The sequence below is a fragment of the Actinoplanes xinjiangensis genome, assembly GCF_003148685.1.
Classification (GTDB): Bacteria; Actinomycetota; Actinomycetes; order Mycobacteriales; family Micromonosporaceae; genus Actinoplanes; species Actinoplanes xinjiangensis.
Map to the genome: position 1 here is coordinate 187689 of NZ_QGGR01000004.1, position 21933 is coordinate 209621.

Consider the following 21933-nt stretch of genomic DNA (forward strand, 5'->3'; position numbering starts at 1 on the left):
GTGCGGCTGCTGACCTTCAACACGCTGTTCCGTGGTGACGTACGGCCCCGCCTGCGGTTGCTCGGCCCGCGGCTGGAACAGGGCGGCTACGACGTCGTCTGCCTCCAGGAGGTGATGTACCGGCGGAACGCGAACCTGATCCGCGCGCTGGCTCCCGGCCTGCGGTATCCGGCGTACACCGGATCGGTCCTGCTCAAGGGCGGTCTCGTGGTGCTGTCCCGGTGGCCGATCGTGGCCCGGGAGTTCACGCCGTACCCGAGGACCGGGCCGGCGCGCCCGGAGTTCCTGATGCGCAAAGGCGCCCTGATCACCACGATCGCCACCGGAGACGGCGAGGTCGTCGTGGTGAACACGCATCTGTCGGCGCGCCTGGACGACCGCTTCACCGCGGTGCTGAGATCCGAGTTCGATCATCTGGCCGCCCGGCTTGCGGCGTTCGATCCGGCGACGCCGCTGGTCGTCGCCGGCGACCTGAACGTGTCGCGGACGTCGGCCCTGCTCACCGGCTTCCTCACGGCGACCGGTCTGCGCGACGTGCTGGCCGGCGACACCCGGCCCACCTACCGGCCGGCGCCGGACTGGCCGTCGCCGACGGCTCTCGACCACGTCCTGGTCCGGGCGGTGCCACGGGCCGGGGCCCGGCTGCGCTTCCAGGAGGAGGTACGCCTGGACGACGGCCGCCCCGCCCATCTCTCCGACCACTACGCCGTCGAGGCGGATCTCAGGTGGTGAACAGCACCGCCCGGGCGTCCACGTTGACGATGTGACCACTGCCGAGCGGCGCGACCGGGCGGGTCCAGTGCACGTGCCCGCACAGGGTGATCGCCGGGGGACGCTGTTCCAGCAGCTCACGCAGCGCGGGCCGGCCGGGCTGGTCGGGGCCGGTGCCACGCGGGCCCTCGTGCAGGAGCAGCACGTCCGGCGGGGTCGAGCTGACCGCCTTCACCGTGGTCAGGAACGCCTCCTCCGTACGCCGGAAAGGTTTTGCCGGGTCTCCGATGACCCCGCTGACGCCCGCGACGGTGAGGCCGCCGAGGTCGCGCCGGGTGCCGTCGAGCAGGGCCACGCCGGGGCCGAACCCGCTGACGCCGCCGGTGACCACGTCGTGGTTGCCGGCGATGCCGAGGACCGCCGGGCAGCCGGCGGCGAAGGCCGCCCACACGTCGTGGACGTCACCGGACGCGCCCCGCAGGTCCGCGTTCGGCGCCGAGTAGAGATCGCCGGTGAGCAGCACGGTGATGTCACCGGGCGGCGGCAGCAGGCCGCTGCCGGCCCACAGCCGCAGGTATCCGGCGAGGGCGACGCCGAGCAGGACCGGCTTTCCGTCGTCGGGGGAGACGGCGATGCCCTGGAGATCGCCGGTGGCCAGCAGCGCCGGGCAACCGGCGGGCAGCGCGTCGACCCGGAGGCTCTCGACGGCGAGTTGCAGGGTCCGGGTGGCGCCGCCGGGACCGGCGGCCCGGTACGGAATCGTCGCGAGCCGCTTCGGCAGGTCGTCCAGCAGTCGCATGTCGTTCTCCCCGTCGGCGCTTCGGTCGACAGCCATCGAATCGTGGTTCGTGGATCACTGCAACCGGTCCACCCGTCCCGCAACTCCGCGGAGTGAAAACCGCCGCCGTCGCCGGGCGGCCGGCGGACCGCCGGTCGATTCTGGACGGGGACCCCGGAAGGTTGCAGGGCAACCGCACGGCAACGCAGGGCCGGTGCGGGCGGGAGGAGGAGTGCGGGAGCCGGCCGGGCCGGCAACCGGTTCGCAACGTCCGAAAAGGGCGCACCCGGTTTGCAACCACCTTGCCATCAGCCGGAAGCTCCAGGAACCGACGCCGGCGCCGAATGAGAGGTCACCCCCGAAAAGCAACCTTGCGAGAGGCATCGATCCCCCATGAGCAGCTTCCGCGTCAGCGCTGGCATCCTCGCCTCCACCGTTCTGATGAGCCTCGGTCTCACCGCCACGCCCGCCCTCGCGGTGGAGGAGACTCCCACCATGACGGACCGGATGGCGGCGGTGCAGACGGCGAAGTCGCTCAACTACTACCCGTCGGACGCCGGCTGGTCGGCGATGTGGACCGGGTTCGACCCGGTCCGGATCGACGCCGACCTGGCGAGGATCGCCGGCCTGGGCGCCGACAACGTCCGGGTGATCCTCTTCCCGCAGGCGTTCGGCTGGCCCACCCCGAAGCCGGAGTACGCCGAGAAGCTGCGCAAGTTCGTCAGCATCGCCGACGCGCACGGCCTCACCGTCAAGGTCACCCTCTTCGACTGGTGGTCCGGCTACAACGAGGTCGCCAACAGCATCAACTGGGCCAAGTCGGTCCTCGCGCCGTACGTGAACGACCCCCGGGTGATCGCCGTCGAGCTGAAGAACGAGTTCCAGCCGGGCGACGCCGCCGCGGTCACCTGGGTCAAGCAGGTCATCCCGGCGATCCGCGCCTGGGCCCCCGAACTGCCGCTGACCCTCTCGGTCGACGGCGGCACCGGCGCGAACGGCATGGCGCAGATCAGGTCGGCGCTGGCCGCCACCCCCCTCGACTACTACGACTTCCACTTCTACGGCTCCTCGGAGCGGGCCCTCGCCGAGATCCGTAAGGCGCAGGCCGCCGTCTCCCCGGCGCCGGTCGTGATCGGCGAGACCGGGGTGAGCAGTGCCGTGGTCAGCGAGGGTGAGCAGGGCGCCTACCTGGCCCGGGTGTTCCGTGCCGCGGCCGAGGCGGGAGTCGGGTCGGTGTCGCCGTGGACGCTCAACGACTTCGCGACCGGCGCGATCCCGGCCAACTCGCAGGTGTCGACGATGCCCGCCCAATACAGGTTCGGTCTCTACCGTGCCGACGGCACCGCCAAGTTCGCCGCGACCGTGGTGCGCAGCTGGTGGACCACCGGCACCGTCCCGAACAGCCTGCTCAACCTCGGTTTCGAGGCCGCCGCCGCCGAGTCGCCGTGGCGGCTCGCCAACACCGGCGCCGGCACCCCGGTGATCGTCACCGACGTCGCCCGCACCGGTACGAACTCGGCCCGCTTCTCCGGTACCACCCGCACCACCGCCGGGCTGCCGTCCCTGGTCACCGCGCCGATCACCCCCGTCCAGGCCGGTTACCGCTGGCGGGCCGAGGCGTACGCCCGCGGTGTCAACGCCACCGGCGTCACCGAGATCGCGCTGAGCTGGTTCGACGTCAACGGCAAGTGGATCAGCCAGAACACCTCGAACCGTCTGCCCGCCGGTACCTCGTCCTGGACCAAGATGGTCGTCGAGGCGGTCGCCCCGGCCGGTGCCACCAGCGTCCAGCTGCACCTCAAGTCGGGCGACAACACCGGCTCCGTCTGGTTCGACGACGTGGCCGTCTCCTGACCTCGGAAGGGAACCGGGCGGGCGCCGCGACCGCGGCGCCCGCCCGTCCGTGTCAGCGGCAGGTCCAGAGCAGCGGCTCGTTGCCGACCAGTTCCCCCTCCATGTCGGTGATGTAGCCGCCGACCCGCCGGCCGTCGGCGCTGACGGTGCTGATCTCGTACTCCTTCGCCGTCTTGTACCGCGGCAGTCTCACCACCTCGGAACCGGCCGTGATGATCGGCGCCTCGTCGCGCCCGGCGGGTCCTCCGGCGACCCAGCCGTTCTCGGCGATCAGGTTCGGATGGACGTTCTTCGGCAGCTTCTGCCAGGAGCCGTCGGCGATCCGGTAACGCATCGCGGTGAACCAGCGGCTGCCGTCGGCCCGGTCGTCGACCGCCCGGCCCGCCACCCAGCCGTTGCTGATCGAGTCCGGCCAGAAGTAGTCGGCCGGGCCCCCCTCGATCTCGGGCATCTCCATGGCACGCCCGGTGCCGTCCGGCAGCCACAGGTAGCCGCTGTCGAGCTTGCTGCTGTCGGCGGCGATCCGGCCGACCACCGTGCCGTCCTCGTCGACGGCGTCGGCCCGGCCCGACGTCATACCGGCCGGCAGCGGCAGCCGCACCGCCGTCGCGCCGGGGGAGTCCCACCGGACCGGAGCCTCGTGCAGCACCTCGCCGATGGCGCCGACGATGACACCGGCATCGTTGATCGCCAGTGGGGCGGTGTGCTGACCGTCCAGCTCGGTCACCCGGCCGTCGCGGTAGACGTACCCCTGCTGTCGCTGGCCGAGGAACGCGGACCCGACCGCGACGCCGGAGCTGTTGATGTCGTTGAGCCCGGCGTCCTCGCCGGTCAGCCGGGGACGGGCGAAGATCCTTCCGTCCTTCCAGATGATCGGGCCGCCGCCGGTCCCGTAGGTCCGCCCGCCCAGATAACGCCCGCTCGGGTCACCGGCCGTGAGAGCCGCCTTCCGGGCGCCGTCGGTGGGCAGCCGGGTGACCTTGCATCCGGTCGGTACGGCCGGCGCGGCGGCCACCTGGCTCGGGGCCGCGGTCGCCGTGGCGGTGACGGTGGGGGCCGGGACCGGTTCCCGCAGCGCGGACACCGCCAGCGTGCCGCCGCCCGCGGCCACCGAGGTCAGCGTGATCAGCGCCGCGCCTCCGGACCATCGGCGCAGCACCCGGCGCCGGCGGCCCTCCACCATGGTCCGGGGCACGTCGATCAGCGGCGGGCCCTCCGGCTCCTCCCGCAGGGGGCGCAGCAGCCGGACCGCGCGCTCATCGATCATCTGATCCTCATCTCTCATGATCGGTCACCATCGATTCGGCGAGACGGCGGGTTCCAGGTCGGGGACGCCGAGAAGGGCACGCAACCTGGTCAGCCCGTGCGCGGTCTGGCTCTTCACGGTGCCCTCCGAGCACCGCAGCAGCTCGGCCACCTCACGGACCGGCTTGTCGCACAGGTAACGCAGCACCAGCACCGCCTGCTGCCGTGGTGGCAGCTTCGCCAGGGCGGCCCGGACCACCGGCCCGTCCTCCGGGTTGCCCTCGGCCGGGGGCGGTTCCGGTGGACCGGTCAGCAACCGGACCTTCCACCAGCCCCGCCGCCGGTCGTCGAGGAAGACCCGGACCAGCATCGTGTGCACGTAGGCGTCCACGTTGTCCACCCGCCCGATCCGCGGCCACCGGGCGTACAGCTTCGTCAGGGTCTCCTGGACGAAGTCGTCGGCCTGGTGCGAGTCGCCGCAGAGCAGAAAGGCGGTGCGCCGCAACCCGGCCACGCGCGCGTGCACGTACGCCAGATAGTCACGGTCGGATCGTTCCGGCATGGGCCCCGCTCCCTGTCGCTGTCTCACCCTGTCCGACGGTGGCGCGCGAGGATCGGTTGTAGACGATTTTCAGTGTGACCGGCGGAACGCCGAACCGCCCCCGGTGAAGATCACCGGGGGCGGTTCGCGGGCTTACCGGTCTACACCGGTTCCAGAGCCGGCCGGCCGAGCCACGCCATCAGGTCGGCCGCGCGTACCGGCCGGCTGATGTAGTAGCCCTGGGCGTACGTGCAGCCCATGCTCCCGAGCAGGATCAGCGTCTCCTCGTCCTCGACGCCCTCGGCCACCACCTCCAGCTCCAGGGCCCGGGCCAGTTCGAGGACGGCACGCACGATCGCGGTGCCTCCGTGCGAGTCCGACAGCGTCCGGATGAAGCTGCGGTCGATCTTCAGTTCGTTGAGCGGCATGTTCTGCAGGTACGACATCGACGAGTAGCCGGTGCCGAAGTCGTCCACCGACAGCCGGACACCCATCGCCCGCAGCTCGGTCAGGATCGCCGTGGCGCGTACCGGGTCGCTGATGATGGAGGTCTCGGTGATCTCCAGGGTGAGGGCGCCGGGTGCGACGCCGGAGGCGGCGAGAGCCTTCGCGACGCGGTCCGGGAAGGTCTCGTCGAGCAGGCAGACCGTCGGCACGTTGACCGCCACCGGGAGCGGTGTGTCCTGGGCGCGCCAGATCCGGTGCTGGTTGAGGGCCATGGTCAGCACCCGGTCGGTGAGCGGAACGATGATCTCGTTCTCCTCGGCCTGCGGGATGAACTCACCCGGCTGGAGCAGGCCGCGGACCGGGTGCTCCCACCGGATCAGCGCCTCCACGCCCACCACCCGCCAGGTGCTGGTCGACACCTTCGGCTGGTAGTGCAGCACCAGCTCGTCCTCGTCGATGGCCCGGCGCAGCTCACCGATCAGGCTCAGCTGCTGCGAGCTGTGGTTGTCGGCCGACGGGTCGTAGACGGCGATGCCGAGGCGGTTGCGCTTGGCGGTGTACATGGCGATGTCGGCGTGCTGGAGCAACTCGGCGCCCGACGAGCTGTGCAGCGGGTAGACCGCCGCGCCGATGCTGCCACTGATGTCGACCGTGACGCCCTCCAGCTCGGCCGGGCCCTCCAGGGCCTCCAACAGCCGGCGGGCGATCTCCGAGCAGTGCTCGGGGGAGTTGATCTCCGGCATCAGTACGGCGAACTCGTCACCGCCGAGCCGGGCCACCGTGTCGGTGGTGCGGACCGCGGCGGTGAGCCGGTCCGCCACCTCCTTGAGCAGCAGGTCGCCGGCGTGGTGCCCGAGGGTGTCGTTGACCTCCTTGAACTTGTTGAGGTCGAGCAGCAGCAGACCGACCGATTCGTGCTCCTGCCCGGCCACCCACAGCGCGGCGTCGATCTCGTCGGCCAGCAGCGCCCGGTTGGCCAGCCCGGTCAGTTCGTCGTGCAGCGCGCGGTAGCGGCTCTCCACCGCCTGGCCCTCGATCCGGCGCTGGTGGGTGAGCAGGATCGACGCGCAGAGCACGAGCAGCAGGAAGTCGACGCCGCAGACGACGGTCGCGGCGAGGCTGAGCTTCTGGTTGAACTGGTCGGCGTCGGCCAGGTAGGCGTCCATCGCCAGCCGGTGCCGGGTGACGTTGGCGTTGGCCGTCTTGCGCAGCATGGACGAGCCCAGGGCGGCCTGGTCGGCCAGCACCTTCATGTACTCCGGGTCGCTGGTCGCGCGGCGTACGTCGATCAGGGTCTGGGTGAACGCGCCGTAGGCGTCGGTGGCCAGGGTCGCGTTCTGGACGTCGAGTTCGTCACCGTTGCGTGCCTGCCACGCCAGCCCGGGGCTGGCCGAGTGTACGGCGCTGTCCAGCAGATCCCGCCCGAACTTCTTGTTCACGACGTAGCTGTTGAGTGCCTCGGTCTCGACGCTGATGTTCATGTCCAGCTCGGCCCAGTGATCACTGATCTCGGAGACGTGCCGCACGTGACTGGTGGTTCTGGCGTTGGTGGTGATGCTGATCGCGGCCAGAGCGGCCAGCGCGAAGACACCGACCGCAAGACCGATGACGGCGGCACGCGCCACGGCCTTGCTGCGGACAACCTTCCCGAGCACCCCGATACCTCCACAGAACGTCCCGATGCGGACCGCTTGAGGGGGCCGCTCGCGGTGCTATCGATCGGCTGAACCGGCGTCCGGTTAAAGGAGATCCCTCATACTGACTTAGCTGAGGGTTGAAAATGGAAGAGCTATGAAATATCGGATCTTTCCCTCTGTGCTGGTTCTGCTCCTCCTCGGTCCGGCGGCGTGCACGAAACAGGCCGACGACGAGGGCGGTACGCCCACGGTCGGGTTCGTGGTGGCGAACAAGCAGCTCAACTTCTCCCAGGAGATGTCGCTCGGGTTCATCGCCGGGGTGAACCAGGTCAAGGGCGTGAGCCTTCAGGTGGACGGCCCCAACATCGTCGACGGCCCGCGGCAGCTCGCCCTCTTCCAGGAGATGCGCAAGAGCGCCGACGACGGCATCTCGGTCTTCACCCTCACCCCGGACCTGTTCGTCGAACCGATGGCGTCGGCGATCGCCGACGGCGTGCCGATCATCGCGGTGGACAGCCCGGCCCTGCCGTCGGCCGGCGTGGAGCTGTTCATCGGCAACGACAGCTACGAGCTGGGCCGGATGCTCGCCCGGAAGGTCATCACCCAGCTCCCGTCGAACGCCACCGGCAAGGTCGTCCTGGGGACCTCCTCACCCGGGGTCTCGGTGCTCGACCGCCGGGCCATGGGGATCCGCGACGAGTTCAAGGAGAAGCTTCCCGCCGTCAGCGTGTTCGGCCCGTTCGACACGAAACAGGAGGTGGAGGCGAACATGGAGGCCTGGGAGACCCTGGTCAAGGTCAACCAGTCGGCGCTCGCCTTCATCGGCACGAGTGACGCGGACGGCTGGAACCTCGCCGAGATCCGTCGCCGCGAGGTCGCCTCCTGGGTGGCCGGCGCCTTCGACATCGACCCGAAGTCGCTGGCCGCGGTCAAGGCGGGCGACCTGATCCTGGTGTCACCGGAGCACTACGTGAAGGGCGCGGTCGCCGGCCGGCTCCAGGCCGAGCACGCCAAGAGCGGGAAGGCACTGCCCAAGGGCTGGCTGTACGTGCCGGGCGTGGCCGTCGACCGGTTGAACGTCGACGAGATCGTGGCCCGGCAGGCGACGGTCGCGACCCGGGCCGAGGCCCTCAGTGCCGCGGTCGACCGGGTACTGACCGATCCCGCCCATCTGCGCCCGCTCTCCGCGGTGAGCTGATCCCCAACCGCGATGCCCGGTGAGGCATGGTAGAAGGGTGATTCGTCGATGGCACACCGCTGCTCTGGCTCTGCTCGCCGTCTTCGCGCTGGCCTGTGAAGGGGCGGGCCGGGCCACGCCGGGCGCCTCCGGCAAGCCGGAACCCACCAGGCCGGCGACCGGCTATCCGGCCTCGATGGCGGCGCTGGGCGACTCGATCACGGCCGGCCTCGGCGCCTGTCTCGCCTACGTCGCGTGCGCTCGCAACTCCTGGTCGACCGGCGACAACGACGCCATCCAGAGCCACTACCAGCGCATTCTGGAGAAGAACGACCGGATCAAGCGCAACGCCGACAACCTGGCCACCCCCGGCGCCGAGGCCGACGCGCTGGACGGCCAGGCCCGCCGGGCGGTCGAGCTCAAACCGCAGTACGTGACGATCCTGATCGGGGCCAACGACGCGTGCGCCGGCCGGGTGCAGGACATGACGCCGGTCGACACCTTCCGGTCGCAGGTCGACGAGGGGCTGGCCCGGCTGAAGAAGGGGCTGCCGAAGACCCGGGTGCTGATGGTCAGCATCCCCGACCTCTACCGCCTCTGGCAGGTGGGCCGGGAGAACGAGAAGGCCGTCGAGATCTGGAGCCGCGGGGGGATCTGCCCGTCGATGCTGGCCGATCCGACCTCCACCGCCGACGCCGACCAGGAGCGCCGGGAGAGCGTCCGGGACCGGATCGACGACTACAACACCCAACTGCGACAGGCCTGCCGGGCGTACGGGGACCGCTGTCGCTGGGACGGCGGCGCCGCGCACCGGGTCCGTTTCGATGTCGATCAGCTGAATCGGTTCGACTACTTCCACCCCAACGCGGAGGGGCAGAAGGAACTGGCCGATGTGGTCTATCCCGGTCGCTTCAGCTGGTGACCGACGTCACAAAACGTCAATATGGCACGGACCTTCGCGGCTTCGGGCGATTTCGACGCGTATCTGAGGGAGATATACAGGCGACAGTACGGGGCTAGAGGACGCTGAGAGGAGCTCGATGGCCACCTGGCTTCTCGTGCCGTGTCTGGGCCAGTTGCGTACCGAACTGAATCGGATCGCGCCGAACCGCGACAAGTCCAGCGACGGCACCATCGGCGACTCGGCGCACCAGGGCCGCGTCTCCGACCACAACGACGACGAGGTCGGCCGGGTCCCGATCCGGGACGCCGACTCCAGACACGAGGTCCACGCCATCGACCTCGACACCGACCTGCGCGAACCCAACCTGACCATGGAGATGGTGGTGCAGCACGTGCTCGCCCGCTGCCGCAGCGGCGCCGAGAAGAGGCTGCGCTACGTGATCTACAACCGGCGCATCTGGGAGGCGTCGAACGGGTGGAGGCAGCGCTCGTACAGCGGGTCCAGCCCGCACACCGAGCACGCCCACTTCTCCGCCTCCTACGTGACGAGACTCGAAGCCTCGACCGCTTCCTGGCATCTGGAGGACATACCCGTGGCACTGACCGACGCCGACAAGAAGTGGCTGGCCGCCCAGATCGACAAGGCCGCGACCAACGCCGCCGAGCGGGTCTGGAAGACGAAGTGGAACATCAACTTCGCACCGGGCACCACGCCGTACGTGGCCGAGGCCGGCTCGATCCTCGCGCACGTGCCGGGTGAGCACGCCCGTGCCGAACAGGCCCTCGCCGAGATCGACGGCAAAGTGGACAAACTACTCGCCGAGAATCCGGCCAATCAGGTGTGACGCGGAGAAGGGGCCGGTAACCGGCCCCTCCTTCGCGTCGGCCCGTGCTCTCCGTTGTTCGGCTGGCTCCCACCGCTGTCTCAGCGCCGCTGAGACAGCGGTGACGACCAGCCGCTTCCGGGTGCGTTGCGGCTGTTCACGGAACTAGGCCGGGGTGACGCGGTCCCGGATGCCGTCGAGTACCGCCTCCGCTGCCCACGCGGCGGCGTCGGCGATGTCCCGCCGGTCCATACCGAACTCGCGACGGAACGTCACCCAGGTCCCGACGGAGTCGAGGTGCGACAGCGCCGCGATGACCGCCCTGCGCCGCGCCGCGTCCAGGGACGGCACCTCGGCATCCAGCAGCCGCTCGAGTTGTGCACGGCCCGGCGACGGCGCCGCGCCGTTCACGCCGCGCATCGCCGTCTCGGCGACGACGTGGGCGAGTTCCGGCCGCGCGTCGTACCGCTGCATCGCCTCCCGGATCGCGAGGGGGAGGTCGAAGATCGAGTGCGACTCCTCGCGGGCGAACAGCGTCGCCTCGATCCAGGCTGCCGTCGCCAGCAGCAGGTCGACGCGCGTGGGATAGTTGCGGAACACCGTGCGCTCGGCGATGCCGGCCCGGCGCGCGATGACGCGGTACGACACGTCGTCGCTGCCGAGTTCCTCGATCAGTTCGGTGTAGGCGGCGAGGATCGCCTCCTGCGTGCCGCTCAGCGCCGGGACCACCGTCTGCCCGGTCACGGCTGCGCCCACGTCGCCGCGGGCAGCCTCGCGAGCACGGTGCCCACAGCGTGGTCGAACGCGTCGCAGATCTCGCCGGCATCCAGGTCGAAGCCCGTGCGCAGTCGAGCCCAGAACATCGCCGACGAGAAGTAGCGCAGGGACGCCGCGACCCGCCGCCGGTCCCGACGGTTGAGCGTCGGCGCCGCCACGTCGAGCATCGCCTCGATCGCACGCGTGATGTAGGCCGGCTCGATGTCGATCGTCGGCGAGATCGCGGACGCCCGCGCGCCGACGTACGCGTACGCGGGCGACGCGTCGAAGGCCCGGAAGCGCTCATGCACCGCGGCGCAGAAATCGGAAACGGTCACGAACGGCGGCAGCGGGAAGTAGGTCTGCTCGATCCAGTTCGAGAGGGCGGCGAGCAGGTGCGCGCGCGTGGGGTACTGGCGGTAGATCGTGCGTTCCGAGATGCCGACCTCGTCGGCGAGGGCACGATAGGAGATGTCGTCGAACGTACGCTCGCGCAGCAGCACCGCGGCGCTCGCGAGAATCGCGGTCGCGGTGTCGACCGGCTCCTCCATCACGTCTCCCTCTTTCGGGCGGCCGCCCGGTGCGGGGGCCCGGTGACTTCCGGCGGGAGCACGTAGTGATCGGAATCGTCGAGCGTGAGCGCCAGCGACGAGACGTACTGCACTTCGCCGTGCGGTCCTCTCTCGGCCGAGGCCAGCATATCCGGCCGCTCGAAGGTGTACCCGGTGACATGGCAGCGGAGCCGTTCGCCCGAGGGGTTGCCGTGGTCGTCGAACCGGGGCGAGTCGATGCCGTCGGAGCGGCGGCGCAGGTAGTAGCGCCCTCGTGTGGCGAGGGCCATGACCGGCGTGGTCACGACCGCGACGCCGATCGCGATGAGCACCGAGAACGGCTTGACGGCGGCGCCGAACACCCCGGCGAAAGCGAGCAGCGACAGCACCGAGGCGAGCCCCACCGACACCAGCCCGACCGGGTTCCAGTCGTGCAGCATGCCGCGGCGGAACTCCGGGAAACGCGGCGAGATGCGCAGCAGCCACTTGTTGATCGCGATATCGGTGGCGATCGTCACGAGCCATGCCATGACGACGTTCGCATAGAGGCTCAACACGAACGAGATGAGGGTGAAGACGTCCAGCATCATGAGCACGTAGGCGATCACCAGGTTGAACAGCACGAAGATCGTACGGCCCGGGTAGTGCTTCGCCACCCGGGTGAAGACGTTCGACCACGCGAGCGAGCCCGAGTACGCGTTCGTCACGTTGATCTTCACCTGCGCGACCACGACGAGCACCAGCGCGAGGACGACCGCGAGCCAGTCGGGGACGAGGGTCTGGTACATCACCACGAACTGCTTGACCGGTTCGGTCGCCTGGTGCCCGAGGGCGGGTTCGACCTTCACGAGGAGGTAGACGGCGAGGAACACCCCGATCACCTGCTTGGTGCCGCTGAAGACGACCCAGCCGGGACCGGCGAACGCGAACGACGTCCACCACGAGCGGGCGTTCGCCGGTGTGCGCGGCGGCATGGCGCGGAGGTAGTCGATCTGCTCCGCCAGCTGCGGGGTGAGGGCGAAGCACACCGCCGCACTCGAGACCACGGCGCCGAAACTGATCGAGCCGTCGGAGTCGCCGGTGAACGAGGTGAAGGCGCGTACCGCCTCGGGGTCGGAGACGACGATCCACAGCAGCGGCAGCAGGGCGAGGGCCAGCCACAGGGGCGTGGTCCAGAACTGCAGGCGCTCCAGCGCACGCATGCCGTAGATGACGATCGGGATCACGACGACGGTCGAGACGAGATAACCCAGCCACAGCGGCATCCCCGTCGCCATCTGCAGGCCCTGCGCCATGATGGCGCCCTCCAGGGCGAAGAAGATGCAGGTGAAGCCCGCGAAGATCACGGTCGTGATGATGGAGCCGTAGTAGCCGAATCCCGAGCCGCGGGCGATGAGGTCGAGGTCGAGGTTGTAGCGGGCGGCGTAGTAGGCGACGGGCACGCCCACGAGCAGGATGATGACCGACGCGAACAGGATGCCGAGCACGGCGTTGGCGGTGCCGTGGTCGATGCCGATGCTCGCGCCGATCGAGAAGTCGGCGAGGAACGCGATGGACCCGAGAGCGGTCGCGCCCACGGAGGCCGCGCTCCAGCGCCGGAAGGTGCGCGGCACATAGCGGAAGGCGTAATCCTCCAGGCTGTCCTCTGCGGCCGCGCGCGCGTTGTCCGTCGACACAGTGGCATCCCCTAAGGCACCTTGCGTGGGGGCATCGTCGCTGTCCGGTGTTACGACGGCATTGCGGGCGTGGGTCATGGCGGCTCAGATCGCCATGGCGGCTCGCACGGTGGACGTGGCTGCCTTGCCACCCTCTCCGGTGTGGGAGACGTGGCCCGAGGCGAGCACGACGTAGCGGTCGGCGGCCTCGAGGGCGAAGCCGATGTGCTGCTCGACGAGCAGCACGTTGATGTCCTCTGCGGCCAGCTGCATGATGGTCTGCTCGATCTCGGCGACGATCGTGGGCTGGATGCCCTCGGTCGGCTCGTCGAGGATGAGCAGCTTCGGCTCGGTGATGAGGGCGCGGGCGATCGCGAGCTGCTGGCGCTGCCCGCCGGAGAGCAGGCCCGCCTTCCGGGTGGCGAACTGCTCCAGTGCCGGGAACCGGGCCATCTGCGCGTCGATCAGGGCCCTGCCGCCCCGGCGGCCGTCGGCGACGAGCTGCAGGTTCTCCAGGGTCGTGAGCTGGCCGAACGCCTGCTGGCCCTGCGGCACGTACGCCATGCCACGAGCAACGCGCTGGTTGGGTGCGAGCGACGTGATGTCCTCGCCGTCGAACAGCACGCGGCCCCTCGACGGTTTGATGAGGCCGATCGCGAGACGCAGCAGGGTCGTCTTGCCGGCGCCGTTGTGGCCCAGCACGGCCACCACCTTGCCGGACGGCACCGTCACGCCGTGCAGCACCCGTGTGCGCCCGTAGCCGGCCTCGATGTCGGTGAGCTCCAGCATGTCAGTCCTCCGTCCGCTTCTGCGTCGCGGCCACCGGTTCCGGCACGACCGACATGGCGGCCGTGGTCGCGGCGCCCGCGGTGCCGAGGTAGACCTCCTGCACCCGGGGATCGGCCTGAACCTCGGCGACCGTGCCCTGCGAGAGCACCCTGCCCTGGTGCAGCACTGTCACGCGCGTGGCGAAGCGGCGCATGAAGTCCATGTCGTGCTCGACCACGAGCACGATCCGCTTCGCCGCGATGCGCTGGAGAAGCTCGCCGGTCGCGGTGCGCTCGTCATGGCTCATGCCGGCGACGGGCTCGTCGAGCAGCAGCACCTTCGCGTCCTGTACGAGCAGCATCGCGATCTCCAGCCACTGCTTCTGGCCGTGCGAAAGGATGCCGGCCGGCGTGGCGAGCTCGCCGGCGAGTCCGGTCTCCTCCAGCGCCTCCTCGATCGACGCGTCGACGCCACGCCGGGCGCGCAGCAGCGCGGTCCAGGGGCGGTGGCGCCCGGCGGCGATGTCGAGGTTCTGCAGCACGGTGAGCTCGTCGAAGACGCTCGCGGTCTGGAAGGTGCGGCCGATCCCGAGGCGGACGATCTTGTGCACCTGCCTGCCGAGCAGTTCCTTCTCGCCGAGCCTGGCCGACCCGGTGCCCCTGGTCAGCCCCGTGATGGCGTCGATGCAGGTCGTCTTGCCGGCGCCGTTCGGGCCGATGAGGAACCGGACCTCGCCGGGGTGCGCGTCGAACGAGACACCGCCGACCGCGACGAAGCCGGAGAACTCGACGTGCAGGTCCGTGACAACGAGGGAGGCGTCGGTCATGACTTCACCTCTTCGAGCTCTGCGGCGACGATCGCCGGGGTGGGTGGTACGTCGGGGCCACGGCGCGCCCGCACCGTGAACCTCGCCGTCAGCGACGACAGTCCGTTGGGCAGGAAGAGGATCACGACGATGAACAGCAGCCCGAGGATGTAGGTCCAGCCGTCGGGCCAGGTCGAGCCGAGGCTCGACTGTCCCCATCCGACCGCCATCGCGCCGAGCGCGGGGCCGAAGAGCGAGGCCCGGCCGCCGAAGGCGACGCCCGCGATCATGAGGATCGAGGCGGCGGCGCCGATCTCGGCCGGAGTGATGATGCCGACGATGGGCACGAACATCGCTCCGCCGATGCTCGCCATCAGCGCGGAGACGACGAAGGCGACGAGCTTGATGTTGGCCGGGTCGTACCCGAGGAAGCGCACCCGCTCCTCGGCGTCCCGGGTGGCGACGAGGAGCTCACCGAAGCGGCTGCGGTAGAGCTGCCACACCGCGAGCACACACACGATGAGAAGCGCGGCCGCGATGAGGTACACCATGAGCTTGTTCGCCGGGTCGTTCAGCACGAAGCCGAAGAAGTACTTGAAGTCGCTGAGCCCGGTGTCGCCCCCGGTCTCGCGGATCGTGGAGCTGATCAGGGTGGCCAGCGCGACGGCGAGCGCCTGCGTCAGGATCGCGAAATACGCGCCCTTCACGCGGCGCTTGAACAGCGCGTAACCGAGGATGCCGGCCATGATCACGGGAAGCAGCACGATCGCCAGCAGGGTGAACCCCGCGCTGCGGAACGGCTCCCAGAACATCGGAAGCGGCGCGAGCGGGTCGTAGAGCACCATGAACCCCGGGATCCGGTCACCGGCGGTCTCCAGCGTGAGGTGCATGGCCATCGAGTAGGCGCCGAGGGCGAAGAACACCCCCTGCCCCATCACGAGCATCCCGCCGCGGCCCCACGCCAGGCCGATGCCGACGGCGGCGATGGCCCAGCAGCAGTACTTACCGACGTTGTTGAGCCAGTGATCGGTGAGCACGAGGGGGGCGACCGCGAGGAGCAGGACGGCGAACACCCCGATGCCGCCGAGGGAGATCCATGGCTTCAGCTTGGTCATGCCAGACTCCTGGTTCGCACCGTGAACAGGCCCTGCGGGCGGATCTGCAGGAAGACGATCACGAGGATGAAGGCGAGCACCTGCGCCAGGCTGCCGGTCGTCCAGTAGGCGAAGTACGAGAGGGCGACGCCCACCGCCCATGCCGCGAGGATGGTGCCCTTGAGCTGGCCGATGCCACCGGCGGCGACGACGAGGAACGCCGGGATGATGTACTGCGCGCCCATCTGGGAGTTCGTGCCACCGATGAGCGACGCGGCGACGCCGGCGACCCCGGCCAGACCCGACCCGGCGAAGAAGGTGAGCCGGTCGACGGTACGGGTGGAGATCCCCGAGGTCTCGGCGAGGTCCCGGTTGTGCACGGTCGCCCGGATGCGGCGGCCGAACGAGGTGTACTTGAGCCAGGCCGCCAGCGCGGCCACGCAGACGGCCGCGAGCAGGATGGTGAACAGCTGCCGAAGGGGCCATTCGTAGCCGAGGATGTTCAGCTGCCCGTCGAGCCAGCCGGGCTTCTCCACCGGGACGCCCTGGGACGGGAAGATGTGCAGTGCCGCCTGCTGCAGGATCAGGCTGACACCGACCGTGACGAGCAGGGTGTCGAGGGGCCTGCGGTACATCCACTGGATGATGGTGACCTCCAGCAGGAGGCCGAACAGGCCCGCGACGACGAACGCGACCGGCAGCGCGACCGGGATCGACAGGTTGCTGGCGGCGATCACCTGCTGGACGAGGTAGGCGGCGAAGGCGCCGATCATGAGGAACTCGCCGTGGGCCATATTGATCACGCCCATCTGGCCGAAGGTGAGCGAGAGGCCCAGCGCGGCGAGCAGGAGCAGCGCACCCTGGGCGCTGCCGTTCAGCAGCGGTGCGATCAATGCGTCCACGTGCACTCGCTCTCTGTATCGGGTTGATGTTCGAGTCCGGGTGCGCGGGGTCGCGTGCCGCCGGCGGCACGCGACCCCGCCGGGCGATCAGCCCGCCGCGTCCACGAGCTGCTTGCGGATGTCTGCGGGGAACCAGTCGTAACCCTCGAGGTACGGGTCCGGCTCGATGAACTTGTCGGAGGCCCAGGCGATGTCGAACTGGTTGTTCGCGTTGATCTGGCCGATGTGGCCCGGCTTGGAGATGTGGTGGTTCTCGCCGTCGAGCGTGACCTTGCCCTCCGGCGCGTCGAACGTGATCGTGTTCTTCTTCGCCGCGGCGTTCACCGCGTCGACGTCGAACGAGCCGGCCGCCTCGACGAGCGCCTTGTACAGGTACAGCGAGATGTAGGCCGCCTCCATCGGGTCGGAGGTGACACCGCTGCTGTTGGGGTAGGCCTTCCAGCTCTCGATGAACTTCGGGTTGGTGTCGGTCTTGAGTGACTGGAAGTAGTTCCAGGACGCGTAGTGGCCGGTCACCTCGTGGCCCATCGCCGGTGCCTCCTCCTCGGCGATCGACACCGAGATGATCGGTGTCGTCGCGGCGGTGAGACCGGCGTCGTAGTACGCCTTGATGAAGCCGACGTTCGACGAGCCGTTGATGGTGTTGAAGATGAAGTCGGGCTTGGCCGCCACGATCTTCGCCACCTGGCTGGTCCAGTCGTCCTTGTCGAGGGGTACGTACTCCTCACCGACGATCTCGATGCCGAGCTTGGCCGCGTACAGCTTGATGATCGCGTTCGCGGTGCGCGGGAAGACGTAGTCGCTGCCGGCGAGGAACAGCCTCTTCACCCCTTTGGAGGCGAGGAAGTCCATCGCCGGGATGATCTGCTGGTTGGTGGTCGCCCCGGTGTAGTAGATGTTCGGCGACGACTCGAGGCCCTCGTACTGCACCGGGTAGAAGAAGAGGCCGTTGTTCTTCTCGACGACCGGCTTGACGGCCTTGCGGGAGGACGAGGTCCAGCCGCCGAAGATCGCGGCGACGCAGTCCTGGGTGAGCAGCTTCTCGGTCTTCTCCGCGAAGGTGGGCCAGTCGGTGGCGCCGTCCTCCTGGACGTACTCGATCTTCTTCCCGAGGATGCCACCACCGGCGTTGATCTCGTCGGCGGCCATGTGCAGCACATTGGAGACGGTCTTCTCCGAGATCGCCATGCCGCCGGTGAGGGAGTTGAGGAAGCCGAGCTTGACGGTGCTGCCGGAGGTGTCGACGCAGCTGGGTTTCGCAGACGTCCCGCTGCCGGCCGCTTCGTCGCCGGCCCGGGCGCCACAGCCGGCGAGCACGAGGGCCAGGGTCGTCCCGACGGCGCCCGTAGCCATGAGCATGCGTAGCCGCTTGCTGGTGGTGGACATATAGGAGAACTCCGTTCCTGTTAAGGGGACGTGCCGCCGGGGTCGCGGCACGGCGGATGTAGATGTCCAGGGCGAGTCGTCGGCGTCCGGAGCTTCCCGCCCCGTGCCGCCGACAAGGTGCAGCCGGCTGCTGCAGGTGAGAGCAGATTGACGCTGCGTCATTGCTCTGACATTTCCTCGATGTTCCAACTCTGTAGCCGCCGGACCGGCTCGGGCGCGAATCCCCTGGAAGTGCGCGGAGTGTCGGGGATCGGGTATGTCAAAGTTCTGCCACCATCGACGAGGGTGCGAGGGACATGGCACAGTCCTGACACGCACTGCAGGTGCTGGAGGTCCGGCACCCTGATCCGCCGGGAGGGCCTGTTCTGACGTACCGGATCAAGGAGAGGAAGCCGGCCCGTTCGGTAGCATCCGGCGATGCGGGGACCAACGGACCTCATCGACCTGCTCACCCGCGCCGAGCGGCTGATGTCGCGCCGTCTGGCCGCGGTGCTCGGCGCGGAGCGCTGCTCGATGGACGCGTGGCGGGTCGTTCGCGTGCTGGCGGACGGCCGCGGCCACTTCATGACCGAGCTGTCCGAGTCGAGTTTCCTGCCGCCGGGCAGCCTCACCCGGCTGATCGACAACCTGGTCGAGGAGAACCTCGTCTACCGCCGGGGCGACGACGTGGACCGGCGGCGCATCCGGGTTCATCTGTCCGCCCGTGGCCGCCGCCTGCACGACCGGGCCGACGAGGAACTCCGGCGGATCCTCGAGGACCTGCCGGTCGGTGCCGACCTGCGGGAACAGCTCGGTGTTCTGATCAGCGCCCTCGATGGGAGCGTGGCCGTCGTCTCACCTCTGCAGCGCGGCAAGGCTCTCACCTGAGCTGACGGCCCCGACCGGGGGAGCGGGGTTCAAACTTCCGCAAACGTCGATACACAGTCGTCCCCTACGTTGCGCCGCATGAGAGCGATCACCGCCGCCGCGGCCGGCACCCGGCGACATCCCGCTGCTGCCGGCCGCGAACCATTACGTGCACCACGTTCGCCGACGGTGCCGTGCTCCGGGCGCCGGGCGCGCTGGACCAGCCGAGCCTGATCACCAAGCAGGTGGTCCGCATCGGCGCGAAGCGCGGCGACTTCCGGGTACTCCTCGCGGCGTGGGACTTCGACGGTCGTGACCTGACCCGGCGGTGGACCTTCGTCAAAGCCGAGGGCACCAGCTTCCACCAGCTGCGGATCGTCGACGTCGACCAGGACGGCAGGGACGACATCGCGGACGGTAACTATGTCGTCGACAGTGACGGCACGTTGCGTTACGTCGTCGAGGGTGCCGTCCACGGCGGCCGGTTCCACATCGGCGACCTCGACCCGTCCAGGAGAGGGCTGGAGGGGTACGCGATCCAGCAGACCGAGGGTGGGGTCTTCACCGGCTTCCCCTGGTACTACTACGACGCGGCGACCGGTGAGCGCCTGATCACCGGTGCGCGGTGCCGTTCTACGGCGACATCCTCGGCGACTGGCGCGAGGAGTACTTCGCCGAGACCGCCGACCACACCACGTTGCGGTTGTTCACCACGAACATCCCGACCGGCGCTACCTCGGCGGTGAGGCCGGCAACCGTCCCCTGCTCTACGACTACACGTCACCGCTGATCGAGGCGAACGTCCCGGTCCGGGTGCGGATCCAGGTGAACGGGCGGCAGATCCGGTACTACAGCGACGACCGGCTGGTCTTCGATCACACCGATGCGGACCCGTACCCCGGCGGATGGTTCGCCTTCCGTACCGTGGCCAGCCATTTCCACATCGAGGACTTCACCGTCTGGCGTCCTCCGGTGACCTGAACGGGGACCCGGCCGGGAGTGGCATCGAGTAACTTGGATCACATGGGTGAGCTGTACTCGCGACGTTCCTTTCTGGCCGGGACCCTCACCGCCGGCCTGCTGTCCAGCGCGGCCGGATATGTGTTCACCCGGCGTGATCCGGTCACGCTGACCCTGGCCACCGGTGCCGAGCCCACCGGCGGCGGCCGGAACCTGCTGATCAACATGTGGAACGAGCTGAACCCGGACATCCGGATCGCGGTCCGGGAGATCCCCAGCTCCACTCAGGACCAGTTCGCCAAGTTCACCGAGACCAAGGCGGACATCTACAACCTCGACGCCATCCACATCCCGCGGTTCGCCGCGGAGAAGCGCATCGAGCCGATCGCCCCGCGCAACGACACCCTGCTGCTGCCGTCGGTGCGCCGGATCTGCCAGGTCGAGGGGGAGACCGAGCGGCTGTGGGCGGTGCCGTTCAACAGCGACGCAGGCATGCTCTTCCGGCGGGTCACCGACAAGAAGACCGCCGACCGGCTGCCGGACTTCCGCGCGGTGGGGCTGGCACCCGGGTTCACCGGCCAGCTCGAGACGATCGGCGCGCAGACCGACGAGGCGTTCGTCGTCAACGTGCTGGAGCAGGCGCTGGCCCAGGACGACGCGATCCTGGACCCGGAGGGCGTCCTGTCGTACGGCCTGGGGCAGTGGAAGACCGCGCTGGCACCCCTCGCCGACGCGCTGCGATCGGACCGGATCAACGCCCAGACCGGCGAGGACGACACCATCCGGGCGTTCCAGAACGGCAACCTGACCTACATGCGGAACTGGCCGGTCTGGTTCCCCGGGGTGGACCGCGCGGAACGCGCCCGGCCGGACACGGTGGAGATCCGGCTCAGCCCGCTCCCGGCCGGCATCCTGGGCGGCCAGAACCTCGCGATCGACCGGGAGACCCCGCACCGGGAGCAGGCCGAGCGGGTCATCCACTTCCTGACCGACACACCGGCGCAGAAGCTGCTGGCCGGGTACGGGTTCGCGCCGACCGGGCTGGACGCCTACATCGACTCGGAGGTGCAGCGCAACGTGCCGTACCTGCGGGTGGTCCGGGACGCCGTCGAGGACGCCCGGCCCCGCCCGATCCACCCCGGCTACGCCACGTTCGCCCAGCGGTTCAAGGATCACACGTACGCGTACCTGCACCGGGGCGAGGAACTCACCCAGCGGTTCATCACCGACATCCGGGAGGCGCTGCAATGACCGGTTCCGGCGTGCAGGGCTGGCACGTGACCCTGTTCGTGACGGCGGCGATCACTCTGATCGCCACGATCGAATGGCTGATCAACGCACCGCCGTGGAAACGCCCGTCGTTGACCGGCCACGGGCTGGACCCCCGGCAGGCGCGGGGTTACGTGATGACCAAACGTCTGCGTGCCGCTCTGCTGGTGCTGCTCGCCCTGGTCGCCGTCGTGATCGTCCCGGTCGGCATGCTCGGTCCCACCCTCGCCGACCAGCTGGCGGGTGTCACCGCCGTGCCGCTGGGCGGCATCACCCTGATCCTGGCCTACCTGTCCTACCGGGAGTCCCGCGAGATGTCCGCCCTGCTGCGCAACTCCGCCGACAGACCCCCGCCCTAACCTCCGAAACGTTGCACGAACCGCTTCTGCCAGGGCGTCTCCACCGCGTGCCGGTGAAAGTGCCGGCGCACGAAGGCCACCGCCTCGCCCGGCGGCACACCGTCGAGGACGGCGAGGCACGCCAGGGCGGTTCCGGTCCGGCCGACACCCCCGGTGCAGGCGATCTCGACCCGCTCCCCGTCCGCGCGGCGCAGGGCCTCCGTCAGGACCTCCGCGGTGTACGGACGATCGCGCGGCAGCCAGAAGTCCGGCCAGCGCACCCACCGGCTGTCCCACCCGAACTCCGGCGGCGGCGCGCCCTGGAGATAGATCCCGAAGTGCGGCGGGTGCCCGGTCGGCATGGCCCGGCGCAGCCCTCGCCCGCGGACCAGCCGCCCGGACGGCAGCCGCAGCACGCCGTCACCGTCCTCGTCCCACCCGGTCATGGTCCGAATAGTGCCAGGCGGGCTATAGTCGCCGCATGTT

23 protein-coding genes are annotated in these 21933 nt (G+C 69.5%); 10 read left to right on the forward strand and 13 right to left on the reverse strand.

From position 1 onward, the window contains the following. Window positions 1-732, forward strand: coding sequence for an endonuclease/exonuclease/phosphatase family protein (locus BC793_RS10660; protein ID WP_158319223.1), 732 nt, complete (start codon window positions 1-3; stop codon window positions 730-732). On the opposite strand, the gene BC793_RS10665 is transcribed toward BC793_RS10660, so the two are convergent. Next, window positions 722-1546 carry a metallophosphoesterase family protein gene (locus tag BC793_RS10665; protein WP_239169852.1) on the reverse strand — a complete coding sequence of 275 codons (825 nt, stop codon included), beginning with the start codon at window positions 1544-1546 and terminating at the stop codon, window positions 722-724. The two genes, BC793_RS10660 and BC793_RS10665, sit on opposite strands and share 11 nt — an antisense overlap. Window positions 1547-1882: 336 nt before the next feature. Between BC793_RS10665 and BC793_RS10670 the strand changes: the two genes are divergently transcribed. Next, window positions 1883-3343 carry a glycoside hydrolase 5 family protein gene (locus BC793_RS10670; protein WP_109591808.1) on the forward strand — a complete coding sequence of 487 codons (1461 nt, stop codon included), beginning with the start codon at window positions 1883-1885 and terminating at the stop codon, window positions 3341-3343. A gap of 52 nt (window positions 3344-3395) precedes the next feature. Here the strand turns inward: BC793_RS10670 and BC793_RS10675 are convergent, their stop codons facing one another. The 3 genes from BC793_RS10675 to BC793_RS10685 form a co-directional block, all read right to left on the reverse strand. Next, window positions 3396-4628 carry a hypothetical protein gene (locus BC793_RS10675; protein ID WP_146246229.1) on the reverse strand — a complete coding sequence of 411 codons (1233 nt, stop codon included), beginning with the start codon at window positions 4626-4628 and terminating at the stop codon, window positions 3396-3398. A gap of 6 nt (window positions 4629-4634) precedes the next feature. Further along, window positions 4635-5150 carry a SigE family RNA polymerase sigma factor gene (locus BC793_RS10680; RefSeq protein ID WP_109591812.1) on the reverse strand — a complete coding sequence of 172 codons (516 nt, stop codon included), beginning with the start codon at window positions 5148-5150 and terminating at the stop codon, window positions 4635-4637. 140 nt (window positions 5151-5290) lie between these two features. Then, window positions 5291-7231 (reverse strand): putative bifunctional diguanylate cyclase/phosphodiesterase, encoded by a 1941-nt coding sequence (locus tag BC793_RS10685; RefSeq protein ID WP_109591814.1) that lies wholly within the window; start codon window positions 7229-7231, stop codon window positions 5291-5293. A gap of 160 nt (window positions 7232-7391) precedes the next feature. On the opposite strand from BC793_RS10685, the gene BC793_RS10690 reads away from it, so the two are divergent. The 3 genes from BC793_RS10690 (at window position 7392) to BC793_RS10700 (ending at window position 10138) form a co-directional block, all read left to right on the forward strand. Further along, entirely contained in the window at window positions 7392-8411 is a 1020-nt protein-coding gene (locus BC793_RS10690; RefSeq protein WP_158319224.1) for a sugar ABC transporter substrate-binding protein, read from the forward strand. Window positions 8412-8448: 37 nt separating this feature from the next. Next, window positions 8449-9312, forward strand: coding sequence for a GDSL-type esterase/lipase family protein (locus tag BC793_RS10695; RefSeq protein WP_109591818.1), 864 nt, complete (start codon window positions 8449-8451; stop codon window positions 9310-9312). Window positions 9313-9430: 118 nt separating this feature from the next. Then, entirely contained in the window at window positions 9431-10138 is a 708-nt protein-coding gene (locus BC793_RS10700; RefSeq protein ID WP_109591820.1) for a hypothetical protein, read from the forward strand. Window positions 10139-10282: 144 nt separating this feature from the next. Here BC793_RS10700 and BC793_RS10705 read toward each other — a convergent pair whose 3' ends face one another. From BC793_RS10705 to urtA, 8 genes are all read right to left on the reverse strand, one after another. Further along, on the reverse strand, window positions 10283-10873 hold the full coding sequence (locus tag BC793_RS10705; RefSeq protein ID WP_211340632.1) for a TetR/AcrR family transcriptional regulator: 591 nt from the start codon (window positions 10871-10873) through the stop codon (window positions 10283-10285). Continuing rightward, window positions 10858-11424 (reverse strand): TetR/AcrR family transcriptional regulator, encoded by a 567-nt coding sequence (locus BC793_RS10710; RefSeq protein WP_109591822.1) that lies wholly within the window; start codon window positions 11422-11424, stop codon window positions 10858-10860. Before BC793_RS10710 ends, BC793_RS10705 begins: the two co-directional genes overlap by 16 nt. Further along, entirely contained in the window at window positions 11424-13100 is a 1677-nt protein-coding gene (locus BC793_RS10715; RefSeq protein WP_109591823.1) for a purine-cytosine permease family protein, read from the reverse strand. The genes BC793_RS10710 and BC793_RS10715 overlap by 1 nt, the downstream gene beginning before the upstream one ends. Before the next feature lie 84 nt (window positions 13101-13184). Next, the gene (locus BC793_RS10720) at window positions 13185-13868 is read right to left on the reverse strand and encodes an ATP-binding cassette domain-containing protein (RefSeq protein WP_109591825.1); all 684 of its coding nucleotides are present in this window, start codon (window positions 13866-13868) and stop codon (window positions 13185-13187) included. Window position 13869: 1 nt separating this feature from the next. After that, window positions 13870-14673 carry an urea ABC transporter ATP-binding protein UrtD gene (gene urtD / locus BC793_RS10725; protein ID WP_109591827.1) on the reverse strand — a complete coding sequence of 268 codons (804 nt, stop codon included), beginning with the start codon at window positions 14671-14673 and terminating at the stop codon, window positions 13870-13872. Continuing rightward, on the reverse strand, window positions 14670-15767 hold the full coding sequence (gene urtC, locus BC793_RS10730) for an urea ABC transporter permease subunit UrtC (protein WP_109591829.1): 1098 nt from the start codon (window positions 15765-15767) through the stop codon (window positions 14670-14672). The genes urtD and urtC overlap by 4 nt, the downstream gene beginning before the upstream one ends. Next, window positions 15764-16648: an urea ABC transporter permease subunit UrtB gene (gene urtB, locus BC793_RS10735; protein WP_109591831.1), complete on the reverse strand. Its 885-nt coding sequence runs from the start codon at window positions 16646-16648 to the stop codon at window positions 15764-15766. The genes urtC and urtB overlap by 4 nt, the downstream gene beginning before the upstream one ends. Window positions 16649-16735: 87 nt before the next feature. Next, window positions 16736-18034, reverse strand: coding sequence for an urea ABC transporter substrate-binding protein (urtA, locus tag BC793_RS10740; RefSeq protein WP_109591833.1), 1299 nt, complete (start codon window positions 18032-18034; stop codon window positions 16736-16738). A 417-nt stretch (window positions 18035-18451) separates the two neighbouring features. Between urtA and BC793_RS10745 the strand changes: the two genes are divergently transcribed. The 5 genes from BC793_RS10745 to BC793_RS10760 all read left to right on the forward strand — a co-directional run bounded on the left by BC793_RS10745 (window position 18452) and on the right by BC793_RS10760 (window position 21468). Beyond that, a complete protein-coding gene (locus tag BC793_RS10745; RefSeq protein WP_109591835.1) occupies window positions 18452-18901 on the forward strand; it encodes a MarR family winged helix-turn-helix transcriptional regulator in 450 nt (149 codons plus the stop codon). Between the two features lie 173 nt (window positions 18902-19074). After that, the gene (locus BC793_RS10750) at window positions 19075-19626 is read left to right on the forward strand and encodes a rhamnogalacturonan lyase family protein (RefSeq protein ID WP_109591837.1); all 552 of its coding nucleotides are present in this window, start codon (window positions 19075-19077) and stop codon (window positions 19624-19626) included. Window positions 19627-19666: 40 nt separating this feature from the next. After that, entirely contained in the window at window positions 19667-19861 is a 195-nt protein-coding gene (locus BC793_RS49515; RefSeq protein ID WP_239169858.1) for a DUF6250 domain-containing protein, read from the forward strand. A 42-nt stretch (window positions 19862-19903) separates the two neighbouring features. Further along, the gene (locus BC793_RS10755; protein WP_109591839.1) at window positions 19904-21091 is read left to right on the forward strand and encodes an extracellular solute-binding protein; all 1188 of its coding nucleotides are present in this window, start codon (window positions 19904-19906) and stop codon (window positions 21089-21091) included. Further along, a complete protein-coding gene (locus BC793_RS10760) occupies window positions 21088-21468 on the forward strand; it encodes a hypothetical protein (protein WP_109591841.1) in 381 nt (126 codons plus the stop codon). The genes BC793_RS10755 and BC793_RS10760 overlap by 4 nt, the downstream gene beginning before the upstream one ends. Here the strand turns inward: BC793_RS10760 and BC793_RS10765 are convergent. Further along, complete coding sequence (locus tag BC793_RS10765; RefSeq protein WP_109591843.1) at window positions 21465-21893, reverse strand: protein-tyrosine phosphatase family protein; 429 nt, start codon at window positions 21891-21893, stop codon at window positions 21465-21467. The two genes, BC793_RS10760 and BC793_RS10765, sit on opposite strands and share 4 nt — an antisense overlap. Window positions 21894-21933 lie beyond the last annotated feature (40 nt).